Genomic DNA, 21,360 nt, shown 5'->3' on the forward strand with positions numbered 1-21,360 from the left:
GCCATAGGCCGTAAACGACAAAGGTGTCCCGTTCGCTTCGAAGCGAACGGGACACCAGCGTTTTCAGGGGTCGGGACACCAGCGTTTTCAGGGGCGCGGGGCCGTGTTCCCTGCCAGCGGAGCGACCCTCAGCGGCGAGCCGCCGCCAGTTCCTTCGCCGCCTCCGTCAGATCCTTCGCCGTGTCGATGGCCCGCCAGTACGCGCCCTGCGGGATCGGAAACCCGGCCAGCCTCCGCTCGCGGGCGAGATGCGGGAACGTCGTCCGCTCATGATCCCCACGCGCGGGCAGCAGATCCGCGAACTCCGGTGAGAAGACGTACACGCCCGCGTTGATCTCGTACGTCGTGGGCGGCGCCTCGATGAAGTCGGTGATGTGACCGAACCCGTCCGTCTGCACCGCTCCCCACGGAATGCGCGGACGCGCGAGCGCGAGCGTCGCCACGGCGTCGCGCTCGGTGTGGAAGTCGGCCATCTCACGCAGCGAGAAACGGGTCCAGATGTCGCCGTTCGTGGCGTACCAGGGCCGGTCGGGGTGGGGGAGATGGGCGGCCGCGTACTTCAGACCGCCGCCGCGGCCCAGGGGCTCGGTCTCCACGACGGTGGTGACCTTGACGGGCAGCTCGGCCGACTTCAGCCAGTCCTGAAGGACCTCGGCGAGATGGCCGCAGGAGACGACGACGTCCGTCACGCCCTCCTCGGCCAGCCAGCCGAGCTGATGGCCGATGATCGGCGTCCCCGTGCCGGGGATCTCGACCATCGGCTTGGGACGGTCGTCGGTGTAAGGACGCAGCCGGGACCCCTGGCCACCGGCCAGGATGACGGCTTGCGTGGGGCGGGACACGGCGTGCGGATCGGTCATGCCCGCACTGTACGTGCCGCTCGTGACCGGACGTGCGGCTCCCCCGCTGCGAGGGAGCCGCACGCCCGGCGGGGGCCTCGGGACCCCGGAGCCTCAGCTGTGCGCCGCCAGGACGCCCGACGCGAAGGCCGTGTCGCACACCGGGCGGGCGTACGACTGGGCGCGCGAGGGCCCGTACACACGGACCGCGGCGCGCCCCAGGGCGCGGGCGATGGAGGCACAGTGGCTCGCCAGCGACGGCTTGCCGTTCACGGCCGCCTGGAGGTGGGTCAGGGCGACGCCCGGGTCCTTCTCCTGGAGCTCGGTCAGCAACTGGTCGCGCAGGATGTCCTGCGGGGCCTTGGCGGTGCGCTGCGAGGCCTGCGAGGACTGGTGCGCGTCGGAGACGTCGGAGGCGGTCAGCACCGAATCCGAGGGGTCCCCCGACCAGTTGACCCGGGTGACCGCGAGGGTCCCGGAGAGCACCATGACGACGGGCAGGACGAGGGCGAGCGAGCGGCCGATCCGGCGGGCTGGGCCGCCCCGGCCGCCGCGCGTGCGCTGGGTGGTGGAGTGGTTCGCGGAGTGCTTCACGCGTGAGAGGGTAGCGTGCAGTAATGACATGGCGACATTGCGTCACCCATACGGGGGATGAAGCCGTGCTCCTTTTTGGGTAAGGGGTTGACGGGCGTCAGGCGAAATGTCCGCTGTGCCGGGGATTTCACGGACACGGAAAAGGGCCCCGCAGCAGGCCGCGGAGCCCTTTTCGTCAACCTGGGTGAATCACCCGGGTTTAATCTTCGGTCAGTCGGAGAGGCGCTCGCCCGTCGACGTCGAGAACACGTGGGTCTCGCCCGCGCGCGGGACGACGTGCAGCGTGCTGCCCTTCTCCGGGACGTCACGGCCGCCGACACGGACCACGAGGTCCTTCGTCTCGCTGCCGACCTGCGCGGTGCCGTAGACGAAGGCGTCGGAGCCGAGCTCCTCGACCACGTTCACGACGACCGCGAGGCCCTTCTCCTCCTCGGTGGCCACGTCGAAGTGCTCGGGGCGGACGCCCACGGTGACCGTCTTGTCGGTCGCGGCGGCGAGCGCGTCACGCTGCACCGGCACCACGGACTGGCCGAACTTCACACCGCCGTCCGCGATCGGCACCTCGACGAGGTTCATCGCCGGGGAGCCGATGAAGCCGGCCACGAACAGGTTCGCGGGCTTGTCGTACATGTTGCGCGGGGTGTCGACCTGCTGGAGCAGACCGTCCTTGAGGACCGCCACACGGTCACCCATCGTCAGGGCCTCGACCTGGTCGTGCGTGACGTACACGGTGGTGATGCCGAGACGGCGCTGCAGCGAGGCGATCTGCGTACGCGTCGACACGCGGAGCTTGGCGTCCAGGTTGGACAGCGGCTCGTCCATGAGGAACACCTGCGGCTCACGCACGATGGCACGGCCCATCGCGACACGCTGACGCTGACCGCCGGACAGGGCCTTCGGCTTGCGGTCCAGGTACTCGGTGAGGTCGAGGATCTTCGCGGCCTCCTCGACCTTCTGCCGGATCTCCGCCTTGTTGACGCCGGCGATCTTGAGCGCGAAGCCCATGTTGTCGGCGACCGTCATGTGCGGGTAGAGCGCGTAGTTCTGGAACACCATGGCGATGTCCCGGTCCTTCGGCGGCAGGTGCGTGACGTCGCGGTCACCGATGCGGATCGCTCCGCCGTTGACGTCCTCAAGCCCGGCGAGCATCCGGAGCGAGGTGGACTTGCCGCAGCCGGACGGACCGACCAGGACGAGGAACTCGCCGTCCGCGATCTCGATGTCGAGTCCGTCGACGGCGGGCTTGGTGGAGCCCGGGTACACCCGGGTCGCCTTGTCGAAAGTGACAGTGGCCATGGCTCGAAGGCCCCCTTCTACCGGCAGGAACGTGCCGGACGATCCGTTGTAGGAAGGTGGTGGTGTAGTCCACACGAGTGAACTGGCTCAGGACGCTACCTCGCGTTCGCCGGATCTGTCAGCACCTGGAGGCATGTGAACTTCGCGGAAATTTTCGACAGGGGGCCCCGGCGGGCTGGGTACACTGCACGGGCACGCGCGTGAATCATGCGCGCGCCTGCCTCCTTAGCTCAGCTGGTAGAGCACCGCTCTTGTAAAGCGAAGGTCGTCGGTTCGAATCCGACAGGGGGCTCTGGAAAGCATCGGATCAGGGGTCCTCCCGCTCAAGGAGCGAGGGGGCCCCTGTGCTTTGGGGACCACCTGGAACGACGTCTATGACTGTGTCGCCGGAGTGCGGCCCCGTTGATCTTTACCTGTTCTGTCGCCAGTGCGTCCGGAATGTCGATAACCTCCCGGACGATACTGGCCTGCGTGAAACGGCTCAGCGGGGTTTCCGGCGTCCGTCGGGCGGTGTGGGCGTATGTCCGCAGCGCGCCCGGCACGTATGTGTGGCTGACCATCCTGTTCTTCACCACGGTCGCCCTGCACCACATGTCACCGGAGTTCGAACAGGACTTCCTGCGTCAGCGGTCCACGAACATCCATGAGCTGTCCCGGCATCCGGTGCGGGTGCTGGTCGCCAGCGCGATGTGGATCGACGGCGGCCACTGGCTGCCGTACGTGGTGCTGTACTCCGCCTTCCACGCCCAGGTGGAACGGTGGCTGGGGACCGCGCGCTGGCTGGCGGTGTGCGCGGCCGCGCATGTGCTGGCGACGCTGATCAGCCAGGTCGCGCTTGCGGAGGCGATCCGGGACGGGCTCGCCCCGCAGTCGTCGGTCAACACCCTGGACGTCGGCGTGAGTTACGCGCTGGCGGGGGCGGTGGCGGTGCTCTTCTACCGGATCCCCGCGCCGTGGCGGTACGGGTATCTCGCGGTCGTCCTCGTCGTCTACACCGTCCCGATAACCGCCGGGCCGACCTTCACCGACTTCGGGCACTTCGTCTCCGCGCTCATCGGCCTCGCGTGTTATCCGCTGGCCAGAGGGCGCGGAAAGCTACGGAATCCGAAGGAGACAGCGGCTGTGCCGCCGGGTTAGCGTCCGGCCATGAGCAGCGGTGCGGTGCGTGGCGTGGTCAATGGCGGCATCTCCTTCTGGTTCGCGGACGACGGCCTTCCCGCGGTGCGGGAGCCGCTCGCCGGTGACGGGTCCGCCGACGTCGTGATCGTCGGCGGCGGGTACACCGGGCTGTGGACGGCGTACTACCTCAAGAAGGCGGCGCCGCTCCTCGACGTCACCGTCCTGGAGCAGCGGTTCTGCGGCTACGGCGCCTCGGGGCGCAACGGCGGCTGGCTGTACAACGGCATCGCGGGCCGCGACCGGTACGCCGCCCTGCACGGGCACGAGGCGGCCGTACGGCTGCAGCGGGCGATGAACGACACCGTGGACGAGGTCGTCCGGGCGGTGGCGGAGGAGGGCATCGACGCCGACGTCCATCAGGGCGGGGTGCTGGAGGTGGCCCGGACGCCCGCGCAGCTGGCCCGCCTGAAGGACTTCCACGCGCACGAGCTGTCGTACGGGGAGCGGGACCGCGAGCTGTACGGCGCCCGGGAGACCGCCGAGCGGGTGCGGGTGGCGGGGGCCGTGGGGTCGAGTTGGACCCCGCACGGCGCGCGCGTGCACCCGGTGAAACTGGTGAAGGGGCTGGCGGCGGCCGTCGAGGCGCTCGGGGTGACGATCCACGAGTCGACGCCGGTGACGGAGATCGCCGCCGGGCGGGCCGTGACGCCGTACGGCACCGTGCGGGCGCGGTACGTGCTGCGGTGCACGGAGGGGTTCACGGCCGCGTTGAAGGGCGAGAAACGGACCTGGCTGCCCATGAACTCCTCGATGATCGCCACCGAGCCGCTCACGCCGGAGCAGTGGGAGGCGGTCGGCTGGCATGGGCGCGAGGCGCTGGGTGACATGGCGCACGCCTACCTGTACGCCCAGCGCACGGCCGACGGCCGTATCGCGCTCGGCGGGCGCGGGGTGCCGTACCGCTTCGGCTCGCGCACCGACAACGACGGGCGGACCCAGCTCGAGACGGTCCGGGCGCTGCGCGAGATCCTCGTCGCCTGCTTCCCGGCGCTGGCCGGGGTGCGCATCGAACATGCCTGGTCGGGGGTGCTGGGCGTACCGCGCGACTGGTGCGCGACGGTGACCTTGGACCGGGCGTCGGGCCTCGGCTGGGCGGGCGGTTACGTCGGCTCGGGCGTGGCCACGGCGAACCTGGCGGCGCGCACCCTGGGGGATCTGGTGCGGCTCGACTCGGGGGACGCGGGCCCCACCGAGCTGACCGGCCTTCCCTGGGTCGGCCACAAGGTCCGCAGATGGGAACCGGAGCCGCTGCGCTGGCTGGGCGTACAGGGCATGTACGCCACGTACCGGGCGGCTGACCGCCGCGAGACGGAGCGGCACGCGACCGGGTCGTCACGGCTGGCCCGACTCGCGGACCGGGTGGCGGGCCGCCACTGAAGAGCGTGTTCACTGAGGCGCGCGTTCACTGAGGGGTGCGTTCACTGGCACGCGCGTGTTCAGTTCACCGACTCCGGTACGGCCTCGCGGGCCGGGGCGTCCTGTTTCGGGGGCTTGGCCGTCACCATCAGGCCCGCGACCAGGCCGGCCAGGAGCATGATGCCGGCGGCCCACCAGATGGCGACCGTGTAGCCGTGCACGGTGCCCACCGCCGCGACCTGCGCCCTGCGCGCGGGGCCGGTCAGATGGGCGGCGATGTAGGCGGTGCTGCTGGTGGTGGCGATCGTGTTGAGCAGGGCCGTGCCGATGGAGCCGCCGACCTGCTGGGCGGTGTTGACGGTGGCGGAGGTGACGCCGGCGTCGTGCGGGGCGACCCCGGCGGTGGCCGTGGAGAAGACCGGCATGAACGTCAGGCCCATGCCGAGGCCCATCAGGAGCAGCGCGGGCAGGATCTCGGTGGCGTAGGACGAGGCCACCGTCATCCGGGTGAGGATCACCATGCCGCCCGAGGCGAGGAGCATGCCGGGGACCATCAGCATGCGCGGCGGCACGCGGTTCATCAGCCGGGCGGAGATCTGGGTGGAGCCGATGATGATCGCGAGGGTGAGGGGGAGGAAGGCGAGGCCGGTCCTCACGGGGGAGTAACTGAGGATGACCTGTAGGTAGTAGGTCATGAACAGGAACAGGCCGAACATGCCGATGACGGCCAGCCCCATGGTCAGGAAGCAGCCCGCGCGGTTGCGGTCCTTGACGATGTGCAGGGGGAGAAGGGGGCTGGGCGCCCTGGTCTGCCACCACACGAAGGCCGTGAGCAGGACCACTCCGACCGCGAACAGGGACAGGACGAACGGGTCGCTCCAGCCGCGTGGCTCGGCCTCGCTGAAGCCGTAGACGATCGCGACGAGGCCGCCGCAGCCCAGCAGCACACCGGGCACGTCGAGGCGGGCGCCCGGGTGGCCGGGACGGCTGTGCAGCAGGGCGGACGCGCCGAACACGGCGACGATCGCGATGGGCACGTTGACGTACAGGCACCAGCGCCAGTTCAGGTACTCGGTGAGCAGCCCGCCGACGATGAACCCGATCGCCGAGCCGCTGCCGGCCAGGGCGCCGTAGATGCCGAACGCCTTGCCGCGTTCCTTGGGGTCGGTGAACGTCGTCGTCAGCAGCGACAGCGCCGACGGGGCGAGTACGGCGGCGAAGGCCCCCTGGAGGGCGCGGGCGCCGAACAGCATCCCGGGGCTGACGGCCGCGCCGCCGAGCGCCGAGGCGGCGGCGAAGCCGATCAGCCCGATGACGAAGGTGCGTTTGCGGCCCACCAGGTCGGCGATGCGGCCGCCGAGCAGCAGCAGGCCGCCGAAGGCGAGGGTGTAGGCGGTGATGACCCATTGGCGGGTGCCGTCGGACATGTCCAGGTCGCGCTGGGCGGAGGGGAGCGCGATGTTCACGATCGTCACGTCCAGGACGACCATCAGCTGGGCGAGCGCGATGATCACCAGACCCCACCAGCGATGGGGGTCCGGCTGCTGCGGCTCCGGCTGCGGCTCCGGTTCCGGGTCCGGTTCCGTCGAGGGTTCACCTGTATGGGTGCCACTCATCAGCCCAGAAGACCACGAATCGTGGCGTAATGCATCCCCCGTGGTCACGGCATCAGCACCACCTTCCCGGTGGTTCCGCGTGACTCCAGGGCGCGGTGTGCGGCGGCCGGCCGGGGGGACTGTCAGTGGTGGGGTGCAGCATGGGGGAATGGCGAGGACGAGTGGGAACAGGGCTGTGAAGGGTGCGCGGCGTCCGGAGGTGCGGCTGCCGGCGCTGGAGCCGTACGGGGGCGGGGAACTGGAGCCCGACGGCGATTACGACGGCGTGGAGCTGCGCGAGCTGGACCTCGTCGGGCAGGACGGCGGGGGCGCCCGCTTCATGGACTGCGCCCTGAGAGGCTGCGCGCTGGACGAGACCCGACTGCGCCACACCCGCTTCCTCGACTCCGTCCTCACCGGCATCCGGGGCGTCGGCACGGATCTGGCGGAGGCGACCCTGCGCGACGTCGAGCTGGTCGACGCCCGCCTGGGCGGCACCCAGTTGTACGGCGCCGTCCTGGAACGGGTCGTGATCCGCGGCGGCAAGATCGACTACCTGAACCTGCGCCAGGCGCGGCTGCGGGACGTCGTCTTCGAGGCCTGCGTCCTGGTCGAGCCGGACTTCGGAGGCGCCCGCCTGGAGCGCGTCGAGTTCGTCGACTGCGCCCTGAAGTCCGCCGACTTCACCGCGGCGACCCTGACGGACGTGGACCTGCGTGGAGCGGTGGAGCTGGGCATCGCGAGCGGCGTGGACCGCCTGTCGGGTGCGGTGATCAGCCCGTCCCAACTGCTGGACCTGGCACCGGTGCTGGCGGGCGAGCTGGGGATCAGGGTGGAGGGCTGAGGGGGCCGCTCAAGGGCCGGGGAGAGTGCTCGGGTCGGGTCGGGGTGCGCCGGGCTGGGCTGGGCCGGGCTGGGCTGGGTCGTGCCGGGCTGGGCTGGGCCGGGGTGCGTCGGGTCGGGTCGCGCCGGGCTGGGTCGGGTCGCGCTGGGCTGAGCCTGGGCCTACTTCAGGCGGGGGAACCGGGCCTGCAGTGTCCAGATCGCCGGGTTCTCGCCCAGGTCCTCGTGCAGGTCGATCAGGTCGGCGAGGAGGTCGTGCAGGAAGTCGCGTGCCTCGCGGCGGAGTTCGGCGTGGGAGAAGGTGAGCGGGGGCTCCTCCGCAGGCATCCAGTCGGCTTCGATGTCCACCCAGCCGAAGCGGCGCTCGAACAGCATGCGATCGGTGGACTCGGTGAAGTCCAGTTCGGCGTACTGGGGGCGGGAGGCGCGGGAACCGGCCGGGTCCTGGTCGATCCGCTCGACGATGTCGCACAGCGCCCACGCGAAGTCCAGCACCGGCACCCATCCCCAGGCTGTGGACACCTCGCGGTCCGCCTTGGTGTCGGCGAGGTAGACGTCGCCGCAGAACAGGTCGTGGCGCAGGGCGTGGACGTCCGCGCGGCGGTAATCCGTCTGCGGCGGGTCCGGGAAACGGTTGGAGAGGGCGTAGCCGATGTCGAGCACGTAGGCGATGGTGTCACGCCCCCGCACCCACCCGACGGCTCCGGTGCCCGGCCCGACATTCCCCGCGCCCGGCCCGGCCGTCCCCATAAGATCGCTGACATGTCCCGATCCGTACGCCTTGTACCGACCGCTGCGTTACTGGCCGTGGCCCTGACCCTGACCTTCGCCTTGACCGCGTGCGACGACGACGCGGACACGGAGGGCCCGTCCGGCGCGCCGGGCCTGAGCGACCCGTACTTCCCGAAGGCGGGCAACAGCGGCTACGACGTTTCCCACTACGGCCTCACCCTCGCCTACACCCCCGACGGCAACCGCCTCACCGGCACCGCCGCCATCACGGCCCGCGCGACGGAGGACCTCGCCGCCTTCGACCTGGACCTGGTGGGCATGGAGGTCGAGAAGGTGACCGTCGAGGGCGGCACGGCCGAGTACGAGCGGGACGGCGAGGAGCTGACCGTCCGCCCGCCCGACGCCCTCGCCCAGGGCGAGACCTTCCAGGTCCAGGTCCGCTACTCCGGCAGCCCGCGCACGATCACCGACCCGGACGGTTCGAAGGAGGGCTGGCTGCGCACCGCGGACGGTGCCCTCGCCCTCGGCGAACCGACGGGCTCCATGGCCTGGTTCCCCGGCAACCACCACCCCGCCGACAAGGCGTCGTACGACGTCACGGTGACCGTTCCGAAGGACCTGACGGCCGTCTCCAACGGCGAGCTGAGGAGCGAGCGGACGACGGCGGACGGCCGCCGGACCTTCGCCTGGCACACCGCGGAGCCGATGGCGAGCTACGTGGCGACCCTTGCGATCGGCCGCTACACCGTCACCCGCTCCACCGTCCCCGGCTCCTCGCCGGAGGAGGACGGCCTGCCGGTGTACGTCGCGGTCGACCCGACGCAGACGGCCGCGAGCCGCAAGGTGCTCGCCCGGCTCCCCGAGGTCATGAAGTGGGCGCGGGACAGCTTCGGCCCGTACCCCTTCTCCTCCACCGGCGCGATCGTCGACCGCCCCGAGGACGCCGACTACGCCCTGGAGACCCAGAACCGCCCCGTCTTCCCCGGTGCCCCCGCCATCGAGTTGCTCGTCCACGAGACCGCCCACCAGTGGTTCGGCGACTCCGTAACCCCGAAGAGCTGGCAGGACATGTGGCTCAACGAGGGGTTCGCGACCTACGCCGAGTGGCTGTGGACGGAGGACGACGGCGGCGCCACGGCGGAGGAGACGTTCACGAAGCTGTACGACCACGGCGAGGACGAGTACGAGACCCTGTGGGCCTTCCCGCCCGCCAAGCCCACGAGCGCCGCCGACATCTCCGACGAGGCCGGCGTCTACCAGCGCGGCGCGATGGTGATCCACCGCATCCGCCAGGCCGTCGACGACGACGACCTCTTCTACGACATCGTCCAGGGCTGGGCCGCCGCCCACCGTCACGGCAACGCGGACACGGCTGCGTTCACGGCGTACGTCGAGAAGGCGGCGCCGGATACGGACTTCGACGAGATCTGGTCGGACTGGCTGTACGGAGAGGGCAAGCCGGCCCGCCCGTGAGGGAGGGCGAAGGGGGAGAGGAAAGGCCCGGGTCACGCCCGGAGGTCACCCGTCTCCCACTGCTCCAGCAGCGGCCCGAGATCGGGCGGCCACACGGGCTCGGCGGCCGTGCGCAGCTCTTCCCGGCTCCACCAGCGCCAGCCGAGGATGCCGTCCGTGGCGTGGGCGGCCGCGAGGTCGGAGCCGGTGGGTTCGCGGCGCGGCCCGGCGGTGACGAAGATGTGATCGTGCTGCCGGACGAGGATGCCGACGCGGGTGAACTCGTGCGCCCAGGTGCACAGCAGGGGCCCGGGCTCCAGATCCGTCCACCCGGTCTCCTCGCGCAGCTCACGCAGGGCGCCCTCGCGCGGCGACTCCCCTTCATCCAACCCGCCCCCGGGCAGCGCCCAGTGGAAGCCGTCCTCGACGTTGTAGTACCGGAAGAGCAGAACGGCCCCGCCGGGGTCGACGACGGCGACGCGTCCGGCACGACGGTCCTTGCTGAGCGGCTTGCGCAACACGGCGCAGGGCCGCCCGAGTTGGAGATCGGCGCGATGCCCGATGACCTCGTATCCGAGGGCGGTCCAGAAGGCGAGCCCCTTGGGATTGACGTCGAGCACGGCAAGCCGCACAGCGCTGCGGCCCTCCGCCCGGAACCGCTCCTCGACCCGTTCGACGATCCGCCGCCCGACCCCCTGCCCCTGCACGCCGGCATCGACGATCAGCAACCCGATCCAGGGGTCGGGATCGGCGGGGTCGGGATGCCGGGCCAGCGTGATCACCACCCCGACCAGTCGCCCCTGGCTCCGTGCGAGCAGCACCTCGATGTCCGGATTCGCCAACTCCTCCGCGAGCGCCGCCGCCACCTGCTCCGGACGGATGTCGTCCGGATCCGGGAAGTCGCCGCTGAGGGCCTGGAACTCGTGCTGGGAGGCGTAGAGGGCGGTGAGTTCGGTGAGGAGGGGGGCGGGGATGTCGTGGTCGGGGGTGAGGGGGAGCGGGTCGAGGCGCATGGGCCGCAGGGTAGGGCCTGTCCGCGGATCCTGCCGGTCGGTCAGTGCACCAACAGGTCGATCAGGCCGGTCAGGCCCTCCTCGCCCTCCTTGCCGTTCTCACCGCTGCCCTCTGCCAGACGGCGGCGCATCAGGGCGAAGAAGGGGCTGAGCAGTTCGGGACTGACGCCCTGCTGCTCGGCCGTGCTCACGAACGTCGGCGTACCGGCGACCTGCATGGCGAGATTCGACGCCACGCCGGTGGTGTAGTCGCCGCTGCGCAACTGCTCGGCGGTCTGATGGACGCTCGGGGCCATCGCGACGAGCCAGTCGGCGAGCAGCGGGGCGAGCGACGCGGGGTCGATGTCCTCCTTGCGTATCAGGGCGAAGGCGTGCGCGACACCGGCGAACATCCCGTACATGGCGCTGAGCAGAGCCACGTCGTGCAGTGCTGCGAAGCCCGCGTTCTCGCCGACGTAGGTGGTGCGGGCCGGGACGCCCAGCGTCTGCCGGTACTGCTCGAACATGTCCCGGGAGCCGCTGTAGAAGACGTAACCGCCGGCCTCGGGGACACCGATCATGGGCGGGACGGCCATGATCCCGCCGTCCAGGTAGCGGGCGCCGCACGCGCGGGCCCACTCCGCGCGGGCACGGGCCTGGACGGGGGTGCTCGTGGTGAGGTTGACCACGTCCTTTCCGGCCAGATCGGCGCCGGCCAGAGCCTCGTCGACCGAGGCGTCGTCCAGCAGGCAGACGATGACCAGGGTGCTCGCCGCGACCGCATCAGCGATGTCCTTCGCGACCCGCGCGCCCTCAGGGGCGAGCGCGGCGGCGCGGGCAGGAGTGCGGTTCCACACGGTGAGCGGGTGGCCCGCGGCGAGCCAGGTACGGGCCAGCGCGGTGCCCATCGCCCCGAGGCCCAGCAGCGTGACCGCGGTCTTCTCGGCGACGGGGGCCTTCTCAACGACTGAATTCTTCTCAACTGGGTTGCGTGTCATGCCGATTAGGCTGGGCCGGAGGGCCGGAGGTGATCAAGTACGCACTTCCTGGTAGGCGGTTACCTCGGGGCAAGCGAGCAGGTCGGACAAGGGTGAGGTGGGTGGGGTCATGGCGACGCTGAACCGGCCGGGTGCACCGGACGGACACGTCTGCGGGATCGACACCGCGATGGAGATGATCGGCGGCAAGTGGAAGGTGCTGATCCTCTGGGCGCTCCACGAGCAGCCCCACCGCCGCTTCGGCGCACTGCGCCGACTGCTCCCGGGCATCACCGAGAAGGTGCTCGCCTCCCATCTGCGCGAGATGGAGGCCGACGGCATCGTCCACCGCACGTCCTACGACGAGGTGCCGCCGCGAGTCGAGTACTCCCTGACGGAGAACGGCATCGCCCTCAACACCGCACTCGAACCGCTGGCCGCCTGGGGGCGCGAGCGGCAGGTCGCTCAACGGCCGCAGGGCTGACCAGAGGAACCGGCGGGCGGAAACTATTGTTTCCAACCCCCATCTCGGGTAACTAAAGTTGTCGCATGACTGCACTGGAGATCACCCCCGAAGAACAGTCAGAGCTCGACAAGGCCCTCTACGACGCCCTGAACCCGCTCGCATCGGCCCTGCGCTCCCGCACGTCAGGGCTGCCGGAGGACCGCATGTGGGCCGCGGACCCGGTGGAGGTGGCGTTGTCCGTCGTCGCCGCATGGAAGGTGCTGGACGCGGAGGTCAAACGCCTGACGGCGATCGCGGCGGGAACCGCCGGGTCGTACGGCGCGAGCTACGAGCAACTGGGCGCCGTCTGGGGCATCACCCGCCAGGGCGCCCGCAAGAAATGGCCCGACGCCGTCAGCCGCCCGGCAACCATCGCGGCGCACACGAGCGCCGTACTGGAACTCTTCGGTGGAACGGCCGAACTGACGCAGGACCCGTCGTCCGGCGCCTGGAGCTGGACGGGCGAGGCCGCCGACGGCACACACGGCACGCCCGCCCGCGACACCACGTACGCGACGAAGGAAGAGGCGGCGGCCTACGCGGGGGCATTCCTGAGGGAACACGCCGTTGATCAGCACGCTCTGGATGCGGCCGACTCGGCCGACTGATGGCGCAGCTCGAACCAGACATGCTTCCCGCCCCGGCCGGACGGATCCGAGGGATGCGCCAACCCGAGCCCCCAGGCCTGCGCCATCGCCTCGACGAGGAGTAACCCGCGCCCGTTCTCGCTGCTGCAGGCGGGAGTGGAGGGGTCCGGGGGCGCGTCCGGCTCGTCGTCGTACACGGATACGCGCACCCGGTCCTGGCGCACAACCGCTTCTAGGCGGACGGCGAGCGAGCCGGTGTGCACGCTGACGTTCGTCACCAACTCGGAGACCAGCAAGCCGGCCGTTTCGACGAGTTCGGGGTGGTGACCGTTGACCCGGAGCAGGAGAGTGACCGTGTCTCGGCAGATCTTGGGGCTGGTGGGGGAGTTGGGGGCGCGGAGGCGGTAGATCTGCGGGGGGTGTGCTGGTCTGGCGTTCATGGGTTTCAACTCCGGTCCGATTCAAGAGGGTTGCGCGGGCGGGGGCCACCGTGGCTCGGGCACCGTGAGGTGACTGCACTGCGGGTTCACTGGCTTGCCGCGTTGCCATGAAGGTAGGGGGCATTATTGCTACGTAGCAAGGTTGCCACTGATGGTTCACTCTTGTGAGTGGAGTGAGCCGCTCGCGACCAGGCCGACTCGGACGCTGAGAGGATCGGGACCATGCCGCCCAGAGACATCCCCACAGCCCGTCAGGCCCGCCTTGGTGCGGAGTTGCGGAAACTGCGCGAACTCGCGGGCAGGACCGCTCGTGAGGCGGCCGGCCTGCTTTCCACCGACCAGGCGAAGATCAGCCACATGGAGTCGGGGCGCATCGGCGTCAGTGAGGGGCGAATTCGGAGACTGGCTGTCTTCTATGCGTGTGACGACCAGGATCTGATCGAGGCGCTGTGTGGCATCGCCCGTGAGTCCCGAGGGGACGGCTGGTGGGATGCCTATCGAGGAATGCTTCCGCCGGGCTTCCTGAACATGGCGGAACTTGAGTATCACGCAAGGTACTTGCGGAGCGTCCAACTGGTGAACGTGCCGGGGATTCTCCAGACCGAGAACTACATCCGTGCGATCCATCGCAGTTACACCCCGACGCTTCCCGATGGCGAGGTCGACACCCGAGTCGAGTTCCGGATGAGACGTCGAGGCGTCCTGGAGCGAGAATCACCTCCTCCGTTCCAGGCGGTGGTTCACGAAGCGGCCCTGCGTATGCGCTTCGGCGGACGCGACGTCACCAAGGGACAGTTGGAGTACTTGTTGGAGGCCTCGGAGCAGCCTGCTGTGTCACTCCGCGTCCTGCCCTTCACCTGCGAGGAGTTCATTGAGGCCACGAACCAGCCGCTGTACGCCGGCGGCGTCGTACCACAACTCGACACAGTGCAGTTGGACAGCCCGACGGGCGGCGTCTTCCTCGGGGCAGCAGCCGAAGTCAAGAGGTACAGGCAACTGCTCGACAATGCCGAGAGGCTGTCGCTGGGGGAGTCCGAATCCCGGCAGTTCATCCATGGCATCGCGCGCGAACTCTAAGGATCTGCAATGTCAGTGCAGTGGCAGAAGTCGACCTTCTCCGGCGTAGAGGGTGAGAACTGTATAGAAGTGACCCGGGCCGAACCCCACGTGTTTCTCCGCGAGAGCGACACCCCCACTGCGGTCCTCGCGGTGTCCCCGTCCGGCCTGCTGGCCCTGATACGCCAGGTCCAGGCCGCGCCGTAGGCCAACCCTCAGGCCAGGCCGCTCAACTCGGCCTCGATCAAGTCCCGAGCCGCCTTGCCGTAGACCGCCGACCGCTCCAACAAGGCGAACGCCTTTTCGTAAACGGCGATTTCGCGTTCGTCGGTGATGTCGAGCCCTGCCGAGAAGGTCTCGATGTGGACGCGGCGTCCGTCGAAGATGGAGAAGGAGTGCCCGGGGTACAGGGAGAGTTCTGCGCGCGTCGGGATGATCCCCAGTTTCAGGCCTGACAGGTTGAGCGCGTCGAGCAGGTGTGCCAACTGGCCGCGCATGATCTCGGCACCAGCCAGATTCGTACGCAGGGCCTGTTCGCCGAGCAGCACGTGATAGGTGCGGCCACCCTGCCCGATGAACTGCGCGCGTGCCGCTCGCCGGGCGACTCCGGCTTCGACGTCGTCGGGGATGCCGTGGAAGTCCACGACCCTTCGGAAGACAGCCCGGGCGTAGGACTCGGTCTGCAGGTTGCCCCAGATGATGTCGGCGCAGTAGTGGCGCGAGTCCTGCGTTCCACGAACCAGTTCCAGGAAGCCCACGCGCTGAGGTCACCCGAGTAGCGTTGACTGGCTACCTTCCCATGGCTCTTCCTTGGGGGATCTTGTGCTGGAGAGGCTCATTGATACCAGCAGAGCAGTTCCTGTGACGGCAAGTGCAAGCATCACGCCGGCCAGTGCCCAAGCGGTGGTGGTGCTGCCGAATGCGGCGAGCAGATAGCCGGCCAGGAGCCCGCCCAACGGGATGGCGCCGTTGGGGAGAATGCCGCTAGCTCCGGTGACCTGCCCTAGGAGTTGGGGCGGTGTGGCGTTGACCCGGTACAGACCTACCGCGACACCGCTAAGTGCACCTATGCTGCCGACGCCGAACCAGGCGATTCCCTGGACAGCGGGGTGGTGCGTGGCTGCGACAGCTGTGGCACACAGGGCCCAGCCCCACAGCGAGAAGACAAAGACGCGGCGGGCTGAAAACGAGCTGGTGACGTGTGACGCCACGGTTGCGCCGACGAGGCCGCCGATGCCGGAGCTGGACAGCAGCAGGCCGAGGACCCAGGCTGGCTGATCGTCCTGCGTAGCGGAAACGATGAAGAGCAGGATGATGCACTGCCAGAGCACGTTGGTGGCGCCGAACAGGAAGTTCGTGATGCGTAGGAAGGGCTCGTGCCAGAGCCATGTGACGCCTTGGCGTAGTCCCCGGGACGGCATGCTGTCCTCGGTGTCAGGATCGCTGACCGGGTTCATGCGGCGGCCGTCGACCATGCTTAGGGTCAATGTGGCGACGGCATAGGACACGAGGTTGCCAAGGAACGGCAGCCAGCGCATGGCGCCGTAGAGGATGACGCCGACGGCGCGGGCGAACAGAACGGTGGCGTGGCTCTGTGCTTCATACAGGGACAGGGCCGTAGGGCGCTGGTCTTCTTGGACAACGTCCCGGATGGCGGCCATCTCGGCCAGCTGGAAGAAGACGAAGAAGCAGCCTTCGATGAAGACCAGGGTGATCACTGCTGGCAGGAACCAACTCACATCAAGCATGCCTAGGGTTACGAGCACGGCTGCTGTGGCAAGTCCGCCAGCCTGGCATATAGCCATGGTGCGGCGCCGGTTGCGGGTGTCGGCGTTCAGCCCGGCGGGCAACTGCACCAAGATGTTGGGCAGTGCTCCAGCGAAGGTGACCCATCCCGCCGCCACCGGCGAGCCAGTCACGGCCAAGGTCAACAACGGGTATGCGATGCGGGCGCTGTTGGTGCCCAGCAACGAGGCGCCGTTGCCCAGCCACAGCAGCATGAAGTCACGGTTTCTCCATACGGACACGGCTTTCATCGGCCATCCCGCCTGTTCAGCCAGTCCGCCAGCTCCAGCGGGTCCTTTGCTGGACGGTTGGACTTTTGGGTCAGCTCGTACAGCCCTGCAACGAGTTCGGCTCGTTCGAGGAGGACCGATAGCCTCTGATGGGGGTACTGGCGCTGGAGGACCATCGCATACCCTTCCCATACCCGCGACTCGTCCGGGGTTGTGGTGAGCGCCGTAGCGTACAGCGTGGCAGCATACAGAAAGTCCCCTTGCCCATAGGCGTGTTGCGCCCGGGAGAGGACATCGTCGCCTCCGGCAGTGCCAACAGACCCTGCGCAGCTGTTGGGGCTCGCATCGATATAGCCGGGGTGAGGCACTCGACTGCTGAAATCGCTAGGGCTGCTCACGTGCTTCAAACTGCTCGGGGGCAGCGGTGATCCGGGCGGCTGTTGTTGTGACCAAAGCTTCAGAAGACGCTGCAGATCTCCAGACTGGCAGGTGAGGTTGCGTACGCACCAGGCCACGCGGTGACTGGCTGCCCTGTCTCGAGCAGTACGCTGAGCCTGTGCTGGAACGGGCTCCTCCAGCCATGGGGCGAGTGCCCGTTCCAAGACAGCTACGAATTTCTCGCCGTCTGCCGTCAAGACGGCGTTGGAACGCAGTTCCGCCATTCCGTGAGCGACCTGTTCGCGCCACAGTGCGAATTCCACCGCGGCAAGCGGGGAGCCGTCCGAGGTGCTGTGCCGGGCGACGCGCCAGAAGTCAGTGATGGCAAGGTGGGCGTAGACTCCCTGCAAGAGACCGCTAGCCGGCCGAGGGTCATCTCGCCATGGCGCATAGAGGTGGCAGCGAGGCGAGGAAGTGGTCAATTCCACGAAGTCAGTCAAGGCGTTCAGTTTGGTGTGCTGAAACTCGTGTATCAAGGAGAGCGCAAGAGCACGTGGACCGTATGGCGCGGTCATGAAGATCGCGCCGAAGCTTTCTTTAGAGGTGTAGCTGGCTCCTGCGGGTATCGGGCTGGCCGAGATAGGGACCAGGCATTGCACACCAGCCCGGATGGGCCCCGCATAGGCACTATGGTCCCGCAGCAACAGTCCCCACCCTTTATCGAAGCAGGTCTGCCAGTGACGGATATCGTCGTTGGTGAGGGTGACGGCATCGGTGGCTGGCTGCCCGTCCCGAAAGGGATCAAATGCGTCCAATACCACCTCGAACGGCATCCCGTGATCGGACCTGAGAACGGGCAGCGGCCTCCAGGCCCCCTGAGGAAAAGCATCCGCTTGAGAGTTCAGCGGGATAGAGGCGGTACGCCCACCTGCAGTGATCTTTAAAGCGCCGTCATGCAGTCGAGCTACACCGGCACATGTAACGTTGGGCTCTGGCCATCGCAGCAGGCCCAAGGAAGGCAGCATGATCTGTCCCCGCCGGACTATCACGGGCATAGGCAGGACGGATTCCTGGATCTTGTACGCTACTGCGACGGCGAGCCACCCCAAATAAGCCAAGTCGGGCCACAACGGCCCCTCTACGGGGGATTCGGCACGCAGTTGTCGCACGCAATGAGCGGCCCAAGCTCCGGTGGCGGGGTACAGCAAGAGCCTGTTGACGATCTCCGGGTGCGCCTGTTGGGCGGTTGACAGAAACTCCCAGGCTGATGCCAGCCCCGCCCGCTCAAAGTCATCGGGGTGCGCGAGAGCTTCATCGAGAACGCTGTGCAGCAGAATGAGACGCTTCCTGATCTGCCCTTGCCATAAGACACCCACGGTATCCACTGTGCCGGTACCATGCGCAAGCTCTTCGGCAAGGATTTTCAGGTCGGCGATAGATTGCATCGTCATCTCTTCTCTCTCTGAGTCAACCGAGTGATGTCATCCCGCAAGCGCTGCGCTATGTGCCCGATAATCCTCTTAAGGTCCAGGCAGTACACTGATGGGTTAAGGAATCCGCTTCCCTCTCGGTAACGGTGGGTGAAATGCCCACCGCCACATACTTGCCGAATGGGGCACTGACGACAGGTGGGGCTCAATGCTTCGACCCCGATCTGGCGGGCAACCACGGCAGGGTGCCACAACGCCTCCTCAAGGGAGTGCTCTGGCCCCTTCAACCCCAGGTCGGCCGCGCCATCGAAGGCAGACTTCAGAGAGTCGACCTGCTCGAGACTGCCGTCGGTTTCCACCACTGCCAGCCGTACTGGGGCCAGGCCAATCGCCTCCGAGTTCACCTCGGTACCCAACAGCAGGTCAATGATCTGGTCGAAGAAGCGAACTCCGACCTCCCGACGGTCCCCACCGATCCAGCGGTCGAAGATCATGCAGAGCCAGTCGCCATAGGGAGTCAGATTCCGCCCAGGTTTGAGCTGCGGCGGCGGCTGCGTCCAGTTGCCGTGCGGGAGCAGGAAATCTATGGCCGGGGGATCGAAACGGATCAATTCCTCATACGTCGCCACCGGATCATTGTTAACGTCGATAGTGCAAAGTAGACCCGAGAACAAGTGGCGGTAGGGCTTTTGGGTCAGCCTAGCGATGCCTTCGGCGACCTGGGTGTAACTCCCTCGCCCATCGCGGAACTTGCGGTGCCGGTCGTTGGCTGTCTGACCGCCGTCCAGACTGACGCCTACCTTCACGCCCCAGCGGTCGAACGTCTGCAAGTAGTTCTCGTCGAGCAGTACCCCATTTGTTTGGATACCGAGGACGAGCTCCGTTTTGGAAGGCATCGCTCTGGTAAGCTCGGACAGAAAGAATTCAATCTCTCGCTGGCCTGCCAACAGCGGCTCGCCACCATGCAGCACCACGCTCACCGCTGGAAGTCGAAAGCGCCGCGAATGCTCTCCGATGCGCGCGCATGTGGCTCGCATTGTGCTGCGCTGCATTACCTTCGGCTGCCCCATCCAGGACTGATCAGCCATCTCATACACATAGCAGTAGTCACACGCAAGGTTGCATCGACTGTGCAATTTGACGACGAATTCGTCGAACGGGTTCGGCGTCCACCCGCGCTCCTGCAGCGCTTGAACGTCGAGCTGTTCCATGGGCCACGAGCTGTAGGCGGCCGGTTGTGATGTCACAGCGTAGCCCTCACTGTTCGTGATGATCCCTAATGGGGGATGCGAGCACGGCACCCCACCGCTGGCGGCGAGGCGCGGTGGCACACAAGCTGCCACCGCGCGACGTCACCGACTCAGGACTCGTCGATGATGAAGGAATTGAAGCCGGTCGGCTTGAACTCGGCAGTCCCCTCGGTGTAGCGACGCTCGAGGGCAGCGCGCAGAACCGGACCCGCCTCTTCCATCAGATCCGACAGCTGAACCCCGCTGATCTGTGGAACGCTAGATCCAATAGATGGGCTCATTGATCTACCTCGCTTCGCATCGAGATTGATTTGAACGGTGGACACAATGAGTGATTTAGATAAATGCTTCATAAACGCACAGGTGGCACTCTTGATCGCGCCCTGAAATCGATGACCTGGTGGCCGACTTCGATGGTTTTATAGATCGTTTCTCTCACCTCTTCTGCACTGCCCTCAAAGAGCTCACAAAACGAGCTTGCCGAGATACGGATGTGACTGATTCTCAATGAGTGGCCGTGTCGTCGCGGGGCACTGGGCGGCCTACCAGTCAAAGTCGCACATACGGCACGAGTGCTTTCAGCCACATCCAGATTCTGTCGCACTCGACCTGTTCCATGCCCTGGTGGAGTGGCTGGCGACGTTTCGCCGCGGCTGGTCTGGGAGGGAGCTATGCGGGTGAACGTGCAGGCCTCCGAACACATCTTTCTAAGCTTGGCCTCGATCACGGTGCTGCGTGAGGCACTGGCCGCGCTGGGTCTCCCGGAGAGCTTCCAGCGGCACCTGCGGCCCGTGGTCACGCAGTCCGGCATCCCGTTCGTGCACATGGGACTGGTTCCGTGCTCATCGCCGGGGTGGGCCGGGGCCGACTGGTTCCCCATCGCTCCATCCCCTTCAGCGCCTCTGAGCCCATCGGGACGACCTTTGCCACACCACCACGGCTATCTGTCGACGGGGCCGAAACAACGCTTCGACCAGGAGGCGCTCCGTCGGCCCCCGTACCCCGATCCACCCCCTGCGGGGAGCAGACCGGAACTGGTCCAGCGGTATCGCGAGGTGGCCGCGGAGTTCCCCTCCTCCGACCTGCCGCCCCTGGAGACGGCGCTCTGGCTGATGAAGCCGGCCACTGTGGTCCGTGGCACCTGGGACGAGCCGAAGGAGGCCGCGGCCTGGCTGGCGGAACGGTTGGCCGACTACGCGCCCCGCTTCAGCTCCGACGCGGAGCGTGTCCCGGCCGTCCTCGCCCGGTATGTGAACTTCGCTACTGAGCAACTGCGTTGGGGCAGCGATGCAGCCCTGGGCGTCTACCTCGAACGCCCCGTATTCCTCTCCCTGGCCCTCGTCACCTGCTCCCCCAACCGCACGGCGCCGGACCTGCCGTGCCCGGCTCAGCGACCCGAGTCCGCCCCCTCCGTGCCGAACGGCCACACATCCTCCTGGAACGCCGTGCGAACCGATGAGGCTGGACGTCGCGCAGGCGGAGGGTGTGCCAGCGGTGGGGGTCCTTGGGGTCGGGGACCGGGACTTCCACGTCCGGGCCGTAGGTGAAGAGCCGTTCCTGGCAGACGCCGCAGGGGGCCAGGATCCAGTAGCCGCGGTTGTCGTCGGCTGCGGTCACGCACACCGACGCGACCACGCGGCGCCCCAGCTTGAACGCCTCGCAGATCGCGCCCGTCTCATGGCACAGGCTCACCGCGGTGTTCGGGACGTCGGGGGCGACGCTGGTCAGGATCGTGCCGTCGTCGAGACGTAGCGCCGCCGCTCCGGACCAGTCCTCCCCCGGGAAGCGGGTGCGGGCCAACTCGATTGCGGCGTCCACCAGTTCTTGATCAACGGACATGTGCG

The 21,360-nt window shown here is 67.9% G+C and carries 22 protein-coding genes, 1 tRNA gene and 1 pseudogene; 10 read left to right on the forward strand and 14 right to left on the reverse strand.

The window, feature by feature from the left end; translation table 11 throughout:
* Positions 1-128: 128 nt before the first annotated feature.
* From ACZ5SK_RS37835 to ACZ5SK_RS37845, 3 genes are all read right to left on the reverse strand, one after another.
* Positions 129-860 carry a nucleotidyltransferase family protein gene (locus ACZ5SK_RS37835; protein WP_334578922.1) on the reverse strand — a complete coding sequence of 244 codons (732 nt, stop codon included), beginning with the start codon at positions 858-860 and terminating at the stop codon, positions 129-131.
* 93 nt (positions 861-953) lie between these two features.
* Positions 954-1,463 carry a hypothetical protein gene (locus ACZ5SK_RS37840; RefSeq protein ID WP_361702172.1) on the reverse strand — a complete coding sequence of 170 codons (510 nt, stop codon included), beginning with the start codon at positions 1,461-1,463 and terminating at the stop codon, positions 954-956.
* A 180-nt stretch (positions 1,464-1,643) separates the two neighbouring features.
* Positions 1,644-2,729, reverse strand: coding sequence for an ABC transporter ATP-binding protein (locus tag ACZ5SK_RS37845; protein WP_334578924.1), 1,086 nt, complete (start codon positions 2,727-2,729; stop codon positions 1,644-1,646).
* A gap of 219 nt (positions 2,730-2,948) precedes the next feature.
* Here ACZ5SK_RS37845 and ACZ5SK_RS37850 point away from each other — a divergent pair.
* From ACZ5SK_RS37850 to ACZ5SK_RS37860, 3 genes are all read left to right on the forward strand, one after another.
* Positions 2,949-3,021: transfer RNA gene (locus ACZ5SK_RS37850), tRNA-Thr, on the forward strand.
* Positions 3,022-3,167: 146 nt separating this feature from the next.
* Complete coding sequence (locus ACZ5SK_RS37855) at positions 3,168-3,866, forward strand: rhomboid-like protein (protein ID WP_361702174.1); 699 nt, start codon at positions 3,168-3,170, stop codon at positions 3,864-3,866.
* 9 nt (positions 3,867-3,875) lie between these two features.
* A complete protein-coding gene (locus ACZ5SK_RS37860) occupies positions 3,876-5,285 on the forward strand; it encodes an NAD(P)/FAD-dependent oxidoreductase (protein WP_468577140.1) in 1,410 nt (469 codons plus the stop codon).
* Between the two features lie 59 nt (positions 5,286-5,344).
* Here the strand turns inward: ACZ5SK_RS37860 and ACZ5SK_RS37865 are convergent, their stop codons facing one another.
* The gene (locus ACZ5SK_RS37865) at positions 5,345-6,880 is read right to left on the reverse strand and encodes an MFS transporter (RefSeq protein WP_468577142.1); all 1,536 of its coding nucleotides are present in this window, start codon (positions 6,878-6,880) and stop codon (positions 5,345-5,347) included.
* A gap of 148 nt (positions 6,881-7,028) precedes the next feature.
* Here ACZ5SK_RS37865 and ACZ5SK_RS37870 point away from each other — a divergent pair, with 148 nt between their 5' ends.
* Positions 7,029-7,703 carry a pentapeptide repeat-containing protein gene (locus tag ACZ5SK_RS37870; protein ID WP_334578928.1) on the forward strand — a complete coding sequence of 225 codons (675 nt, stop codon included), beginning with the start codon at positions 7,029-7,031 and terminating at the stop codon, positions 7,701-7,703.
* A 161-nt stretch (positions 7,704-7,864) separates the two neighbouring features.
* On the opposite strand, the gene ACZ5SK_RS37875 is transcribed toward ACZ5SK_RS37870, so the two are convergent.
* Positions 7,865-8,365 (reverse strand): hypothetical protein, encoded by a 501-nt coding sequence (locus ACZ5SK_RS37875; RefSeq protein ID WP_334581276.1) that lies wholly within the window; start codon positions 8,363-8,365, stop codon positions 7,865-7,867.
* A gap of 99 nt (positions 8,366-8,464) precedes the next feature.
* Here ACZ5SK_RS37875 and ACZ5SK_RS37880 point away from each other — a divergent pair, with 99 nt between their 5' ends.
* Entirely contained in the window at positions 8,465-9,907 is a 1,443-nt protein-coding gene (locus tag ACZ5SK_RS37880; RefSeq protein WP_334578929.1) for a M1 family metallopeptidase, read from the forward strand.
* 32 nt (positions 9,908-9,939) lie between these two features.
* On the opposite strand, the gene ACZ5SK_RS37885 is transcribed toward ACZ5SK_RS37880, so the two are convergent.
* Together ACZ5SK_RS37885 and ACZ5SK_RS37890 are read right to left on the reverse strand one after the other, a co-directional pair.
* Positions 9,940-10,899, reverse strand: coding sequence for a bifunctional GNAT family N-acetyltransferase/NUDIX hydrolase (locus ACZ5SK_RS37885; RefSeq protein ID WP_334578930.1), 960 nt, complete (start codon positions 10,897-10,899; stop codon positions 9,940-9,942).
* A 41-nt stretch (positions 10,900-10,940) separates the two neighbouring features.
* Positions 10,941-11,876: an NAD(P)-dependent oxidoreductase gene (locus tag ACZ5SK_RS37890; RefSeq protein ID WP_334578931.1), complete on the reverse strand. Its 936-nt coding sequence runs from the start codon at positions 11,874-11,876 to the stop codon at positions 10,941-10,943.
* Between the two features lie 109 nt (positions 11,877-11,985).
* Here ACZ5SK_RS37890 and ACZ5SK_RS37895 point away from each other — a divergent pair, with 109 nt between their 5' ends.
* Complete coding sequence (locus tag ACZ5SK_RS37895) at positions 11,986-12,339, forward strand: winged helix-turn-helix transcriptional regulator (protein WP_468577144.1); 354 nt, start codon at positions 11,986-11,988, stop codon at positions 12,337-12,339.
* A gap of 65 nt (positions 12,340-12,404) precedes the next feature.
* A complete protein-coding gene (locus ACZ5SK_RS37900; RefSeq protein ID WP_334578933.1) occupies positions 12,405-12,968 on the forward strand; it encodes a hypothetical protein in 564 nt (187 codons plus the stop codon).
* On the opposite strand, the gene ACZ5SK_RS37905 is transcribed toward ACZ5SK_RS37900, so the two are convergent.
* Positions 12,932-13,387 carry an ATP-binding protein gene (locus ACZ5SK_RS37905; RefSeq protein WP_334578934.1) on the reverse strand — a complete coding sequence of 152 codons (456 nt, stop codon included), beginning with the start codon at positions 13,385-13,387 and terminating at the stop codon, positions 12,932-12,934. The two genes, ACZ5SK_RS37900 and ACZ5SK_RS37905, sit on opposite strands and share 37 nt — an antisense overlap.
* Before the next feature lie 222 nt (positions 13,388-13,609).
* Here ACZ5SK_RS37905 and ACZ5SK_RS37910 point away from each other — a divergent pair, with 222 nt between their 5' ends.
* A complete protein-coding gene (locus tag ACZ5SK_RS37910) occupies positions 13,610-14,464 on the forward strand; it encodes a helix-turn-helix domain-containing protein (protein WP_334578935.1) in 855 nt (284 codons plus the stop codon).
* A 9-nt stretch (positions 14,465-14,473) separates the two neighbouring features.
* Positions 14,474-14,650: a DUF397 domain-containing protein gene (locus ACZ5SK_RS37915; protein ID WP_334578936.1), complete on the forward strand. Its 177-nt coding sequence runs from the start codon at positions 14,474-14,476 to the stop codon at positions 14,648-14,650.
* Positions 14,651-14,658: 8 nt separating this feature from the next.
* Here ACZ5SK_RS37915 and ACZ5SK_RS37920 read toward each other — a convergent pair whose 3' ends face one another.
* The 5 genes from ACZ5SK_RS37920 to ACZ5SK_RS37940 all read right to left on the reverse strand — a co-directional run bounded on the left by ACZ5SK_RS37920 (position 14,659) and on the right by ACZ5SK_RS37940 (position 19,869).
* Positions 14,659-15,201 (reverse strand): DUF5753 domain-containing protein, encoded by a 543-nt coding sequence (locus ACZ5SK_RS37920; protein ID WP_334578937.1) that lies wholly within the window; start codon positions 15,199-15,201, stop codon positions 14,659-14,661.
* Between the two features lie 9 nt (positions 15,202-15,210).
* Positions 15,211-16,479 (reverse strand): MFS transporter, encoded by a 1,269-nt coding sequence (locus tag ACZ5SK_RS37925; RefSeq protein ID WP_334578938.1) that lies wholly within the window; start codon positions 16,477-16,479, stop codon positions 15,211-15,213.
* The gene (locus ACZ5SK_RS37930) at positions 16,476-18,287 is read right to left on the reverse strand and encodes an HEXXH motif domain-containing protein (protein WP_334578939.1); all 1,812 of its coding nucleotides are present in this window, start codon (positions 18,285-18,287) and stop codon (positions 16,476-16,478) included. Before ACZ5SK_RS37930 ends, ACZ5SK_RS37925 begins: the two co-directional genes overlap by 4 nt.
* The gene (locus ACZ5SK_RS37935) at positions 18,284-19,477 is read right to left on the reverse strand and encodes an FxsB family cyclophane-forming radical SAM/SPASM peptide maturase (RefSeq protein WP_361702185.1); all 1,194 of its coding nucleotides are present in this window, start codon (positions 19,475-19,477) and stop codon (positions 18,284-18,286) included. The genes ACZ5SK_RS37930 and ACZ5SK_RS37935 overlap by 4 nt, the downstream gene beginning before the upstream one ends.
* Positions 19,478-19,626: 149 nt before the next feature.
* Positions 19,627-19,869: a hypothetical protein gene (locus ACZ5SK_RS37940; RefSeq protein WP_334578941.1), complete on the reverse strand. Its 243-nt coding sequence runs from the start codon at positions 19,867-19,869 to the stop codon at positions 19,627-19,629.
* 570 nt (positions 19,870-20,439) lie between these two features.
* Between ACZ5SK_RS37940 and ACZ5SK_RS37945 the strand changes: the two are divergent.
* Positions 20,440-20,901 (forward strand): annotated as a pseudogene (locus ACZ5SK_RS37945) (hypothetical protein); the annotation flags it as partial.
* Here the strand turns inward: ACZ5SK_RS37945 and ACZ5SK_RS37950 are convergent.
* Positions 20,858-21,355 carry a cytidine deaminase gene (locus ACZ5SK_RS37950; protein ID WP_361702187.1) on the reverse strand — a complete coding sequence of 166 codons (498 nt, stop codon included), beginning with the start codon at positions 21,353-21,355 and terminating at the stop codon, positions 20,858-20,860. The pseudogene ACZ5SK_RS37945 and the gene ACZ5SK_RS37950 overlap by 44 nt on opposite strands.
* Positions 21,356-21,360: the final 5 nt, after the last annotated feature.

The organism is Streptomyces sp. NPDC031474, from assembly GCF_055581185.1.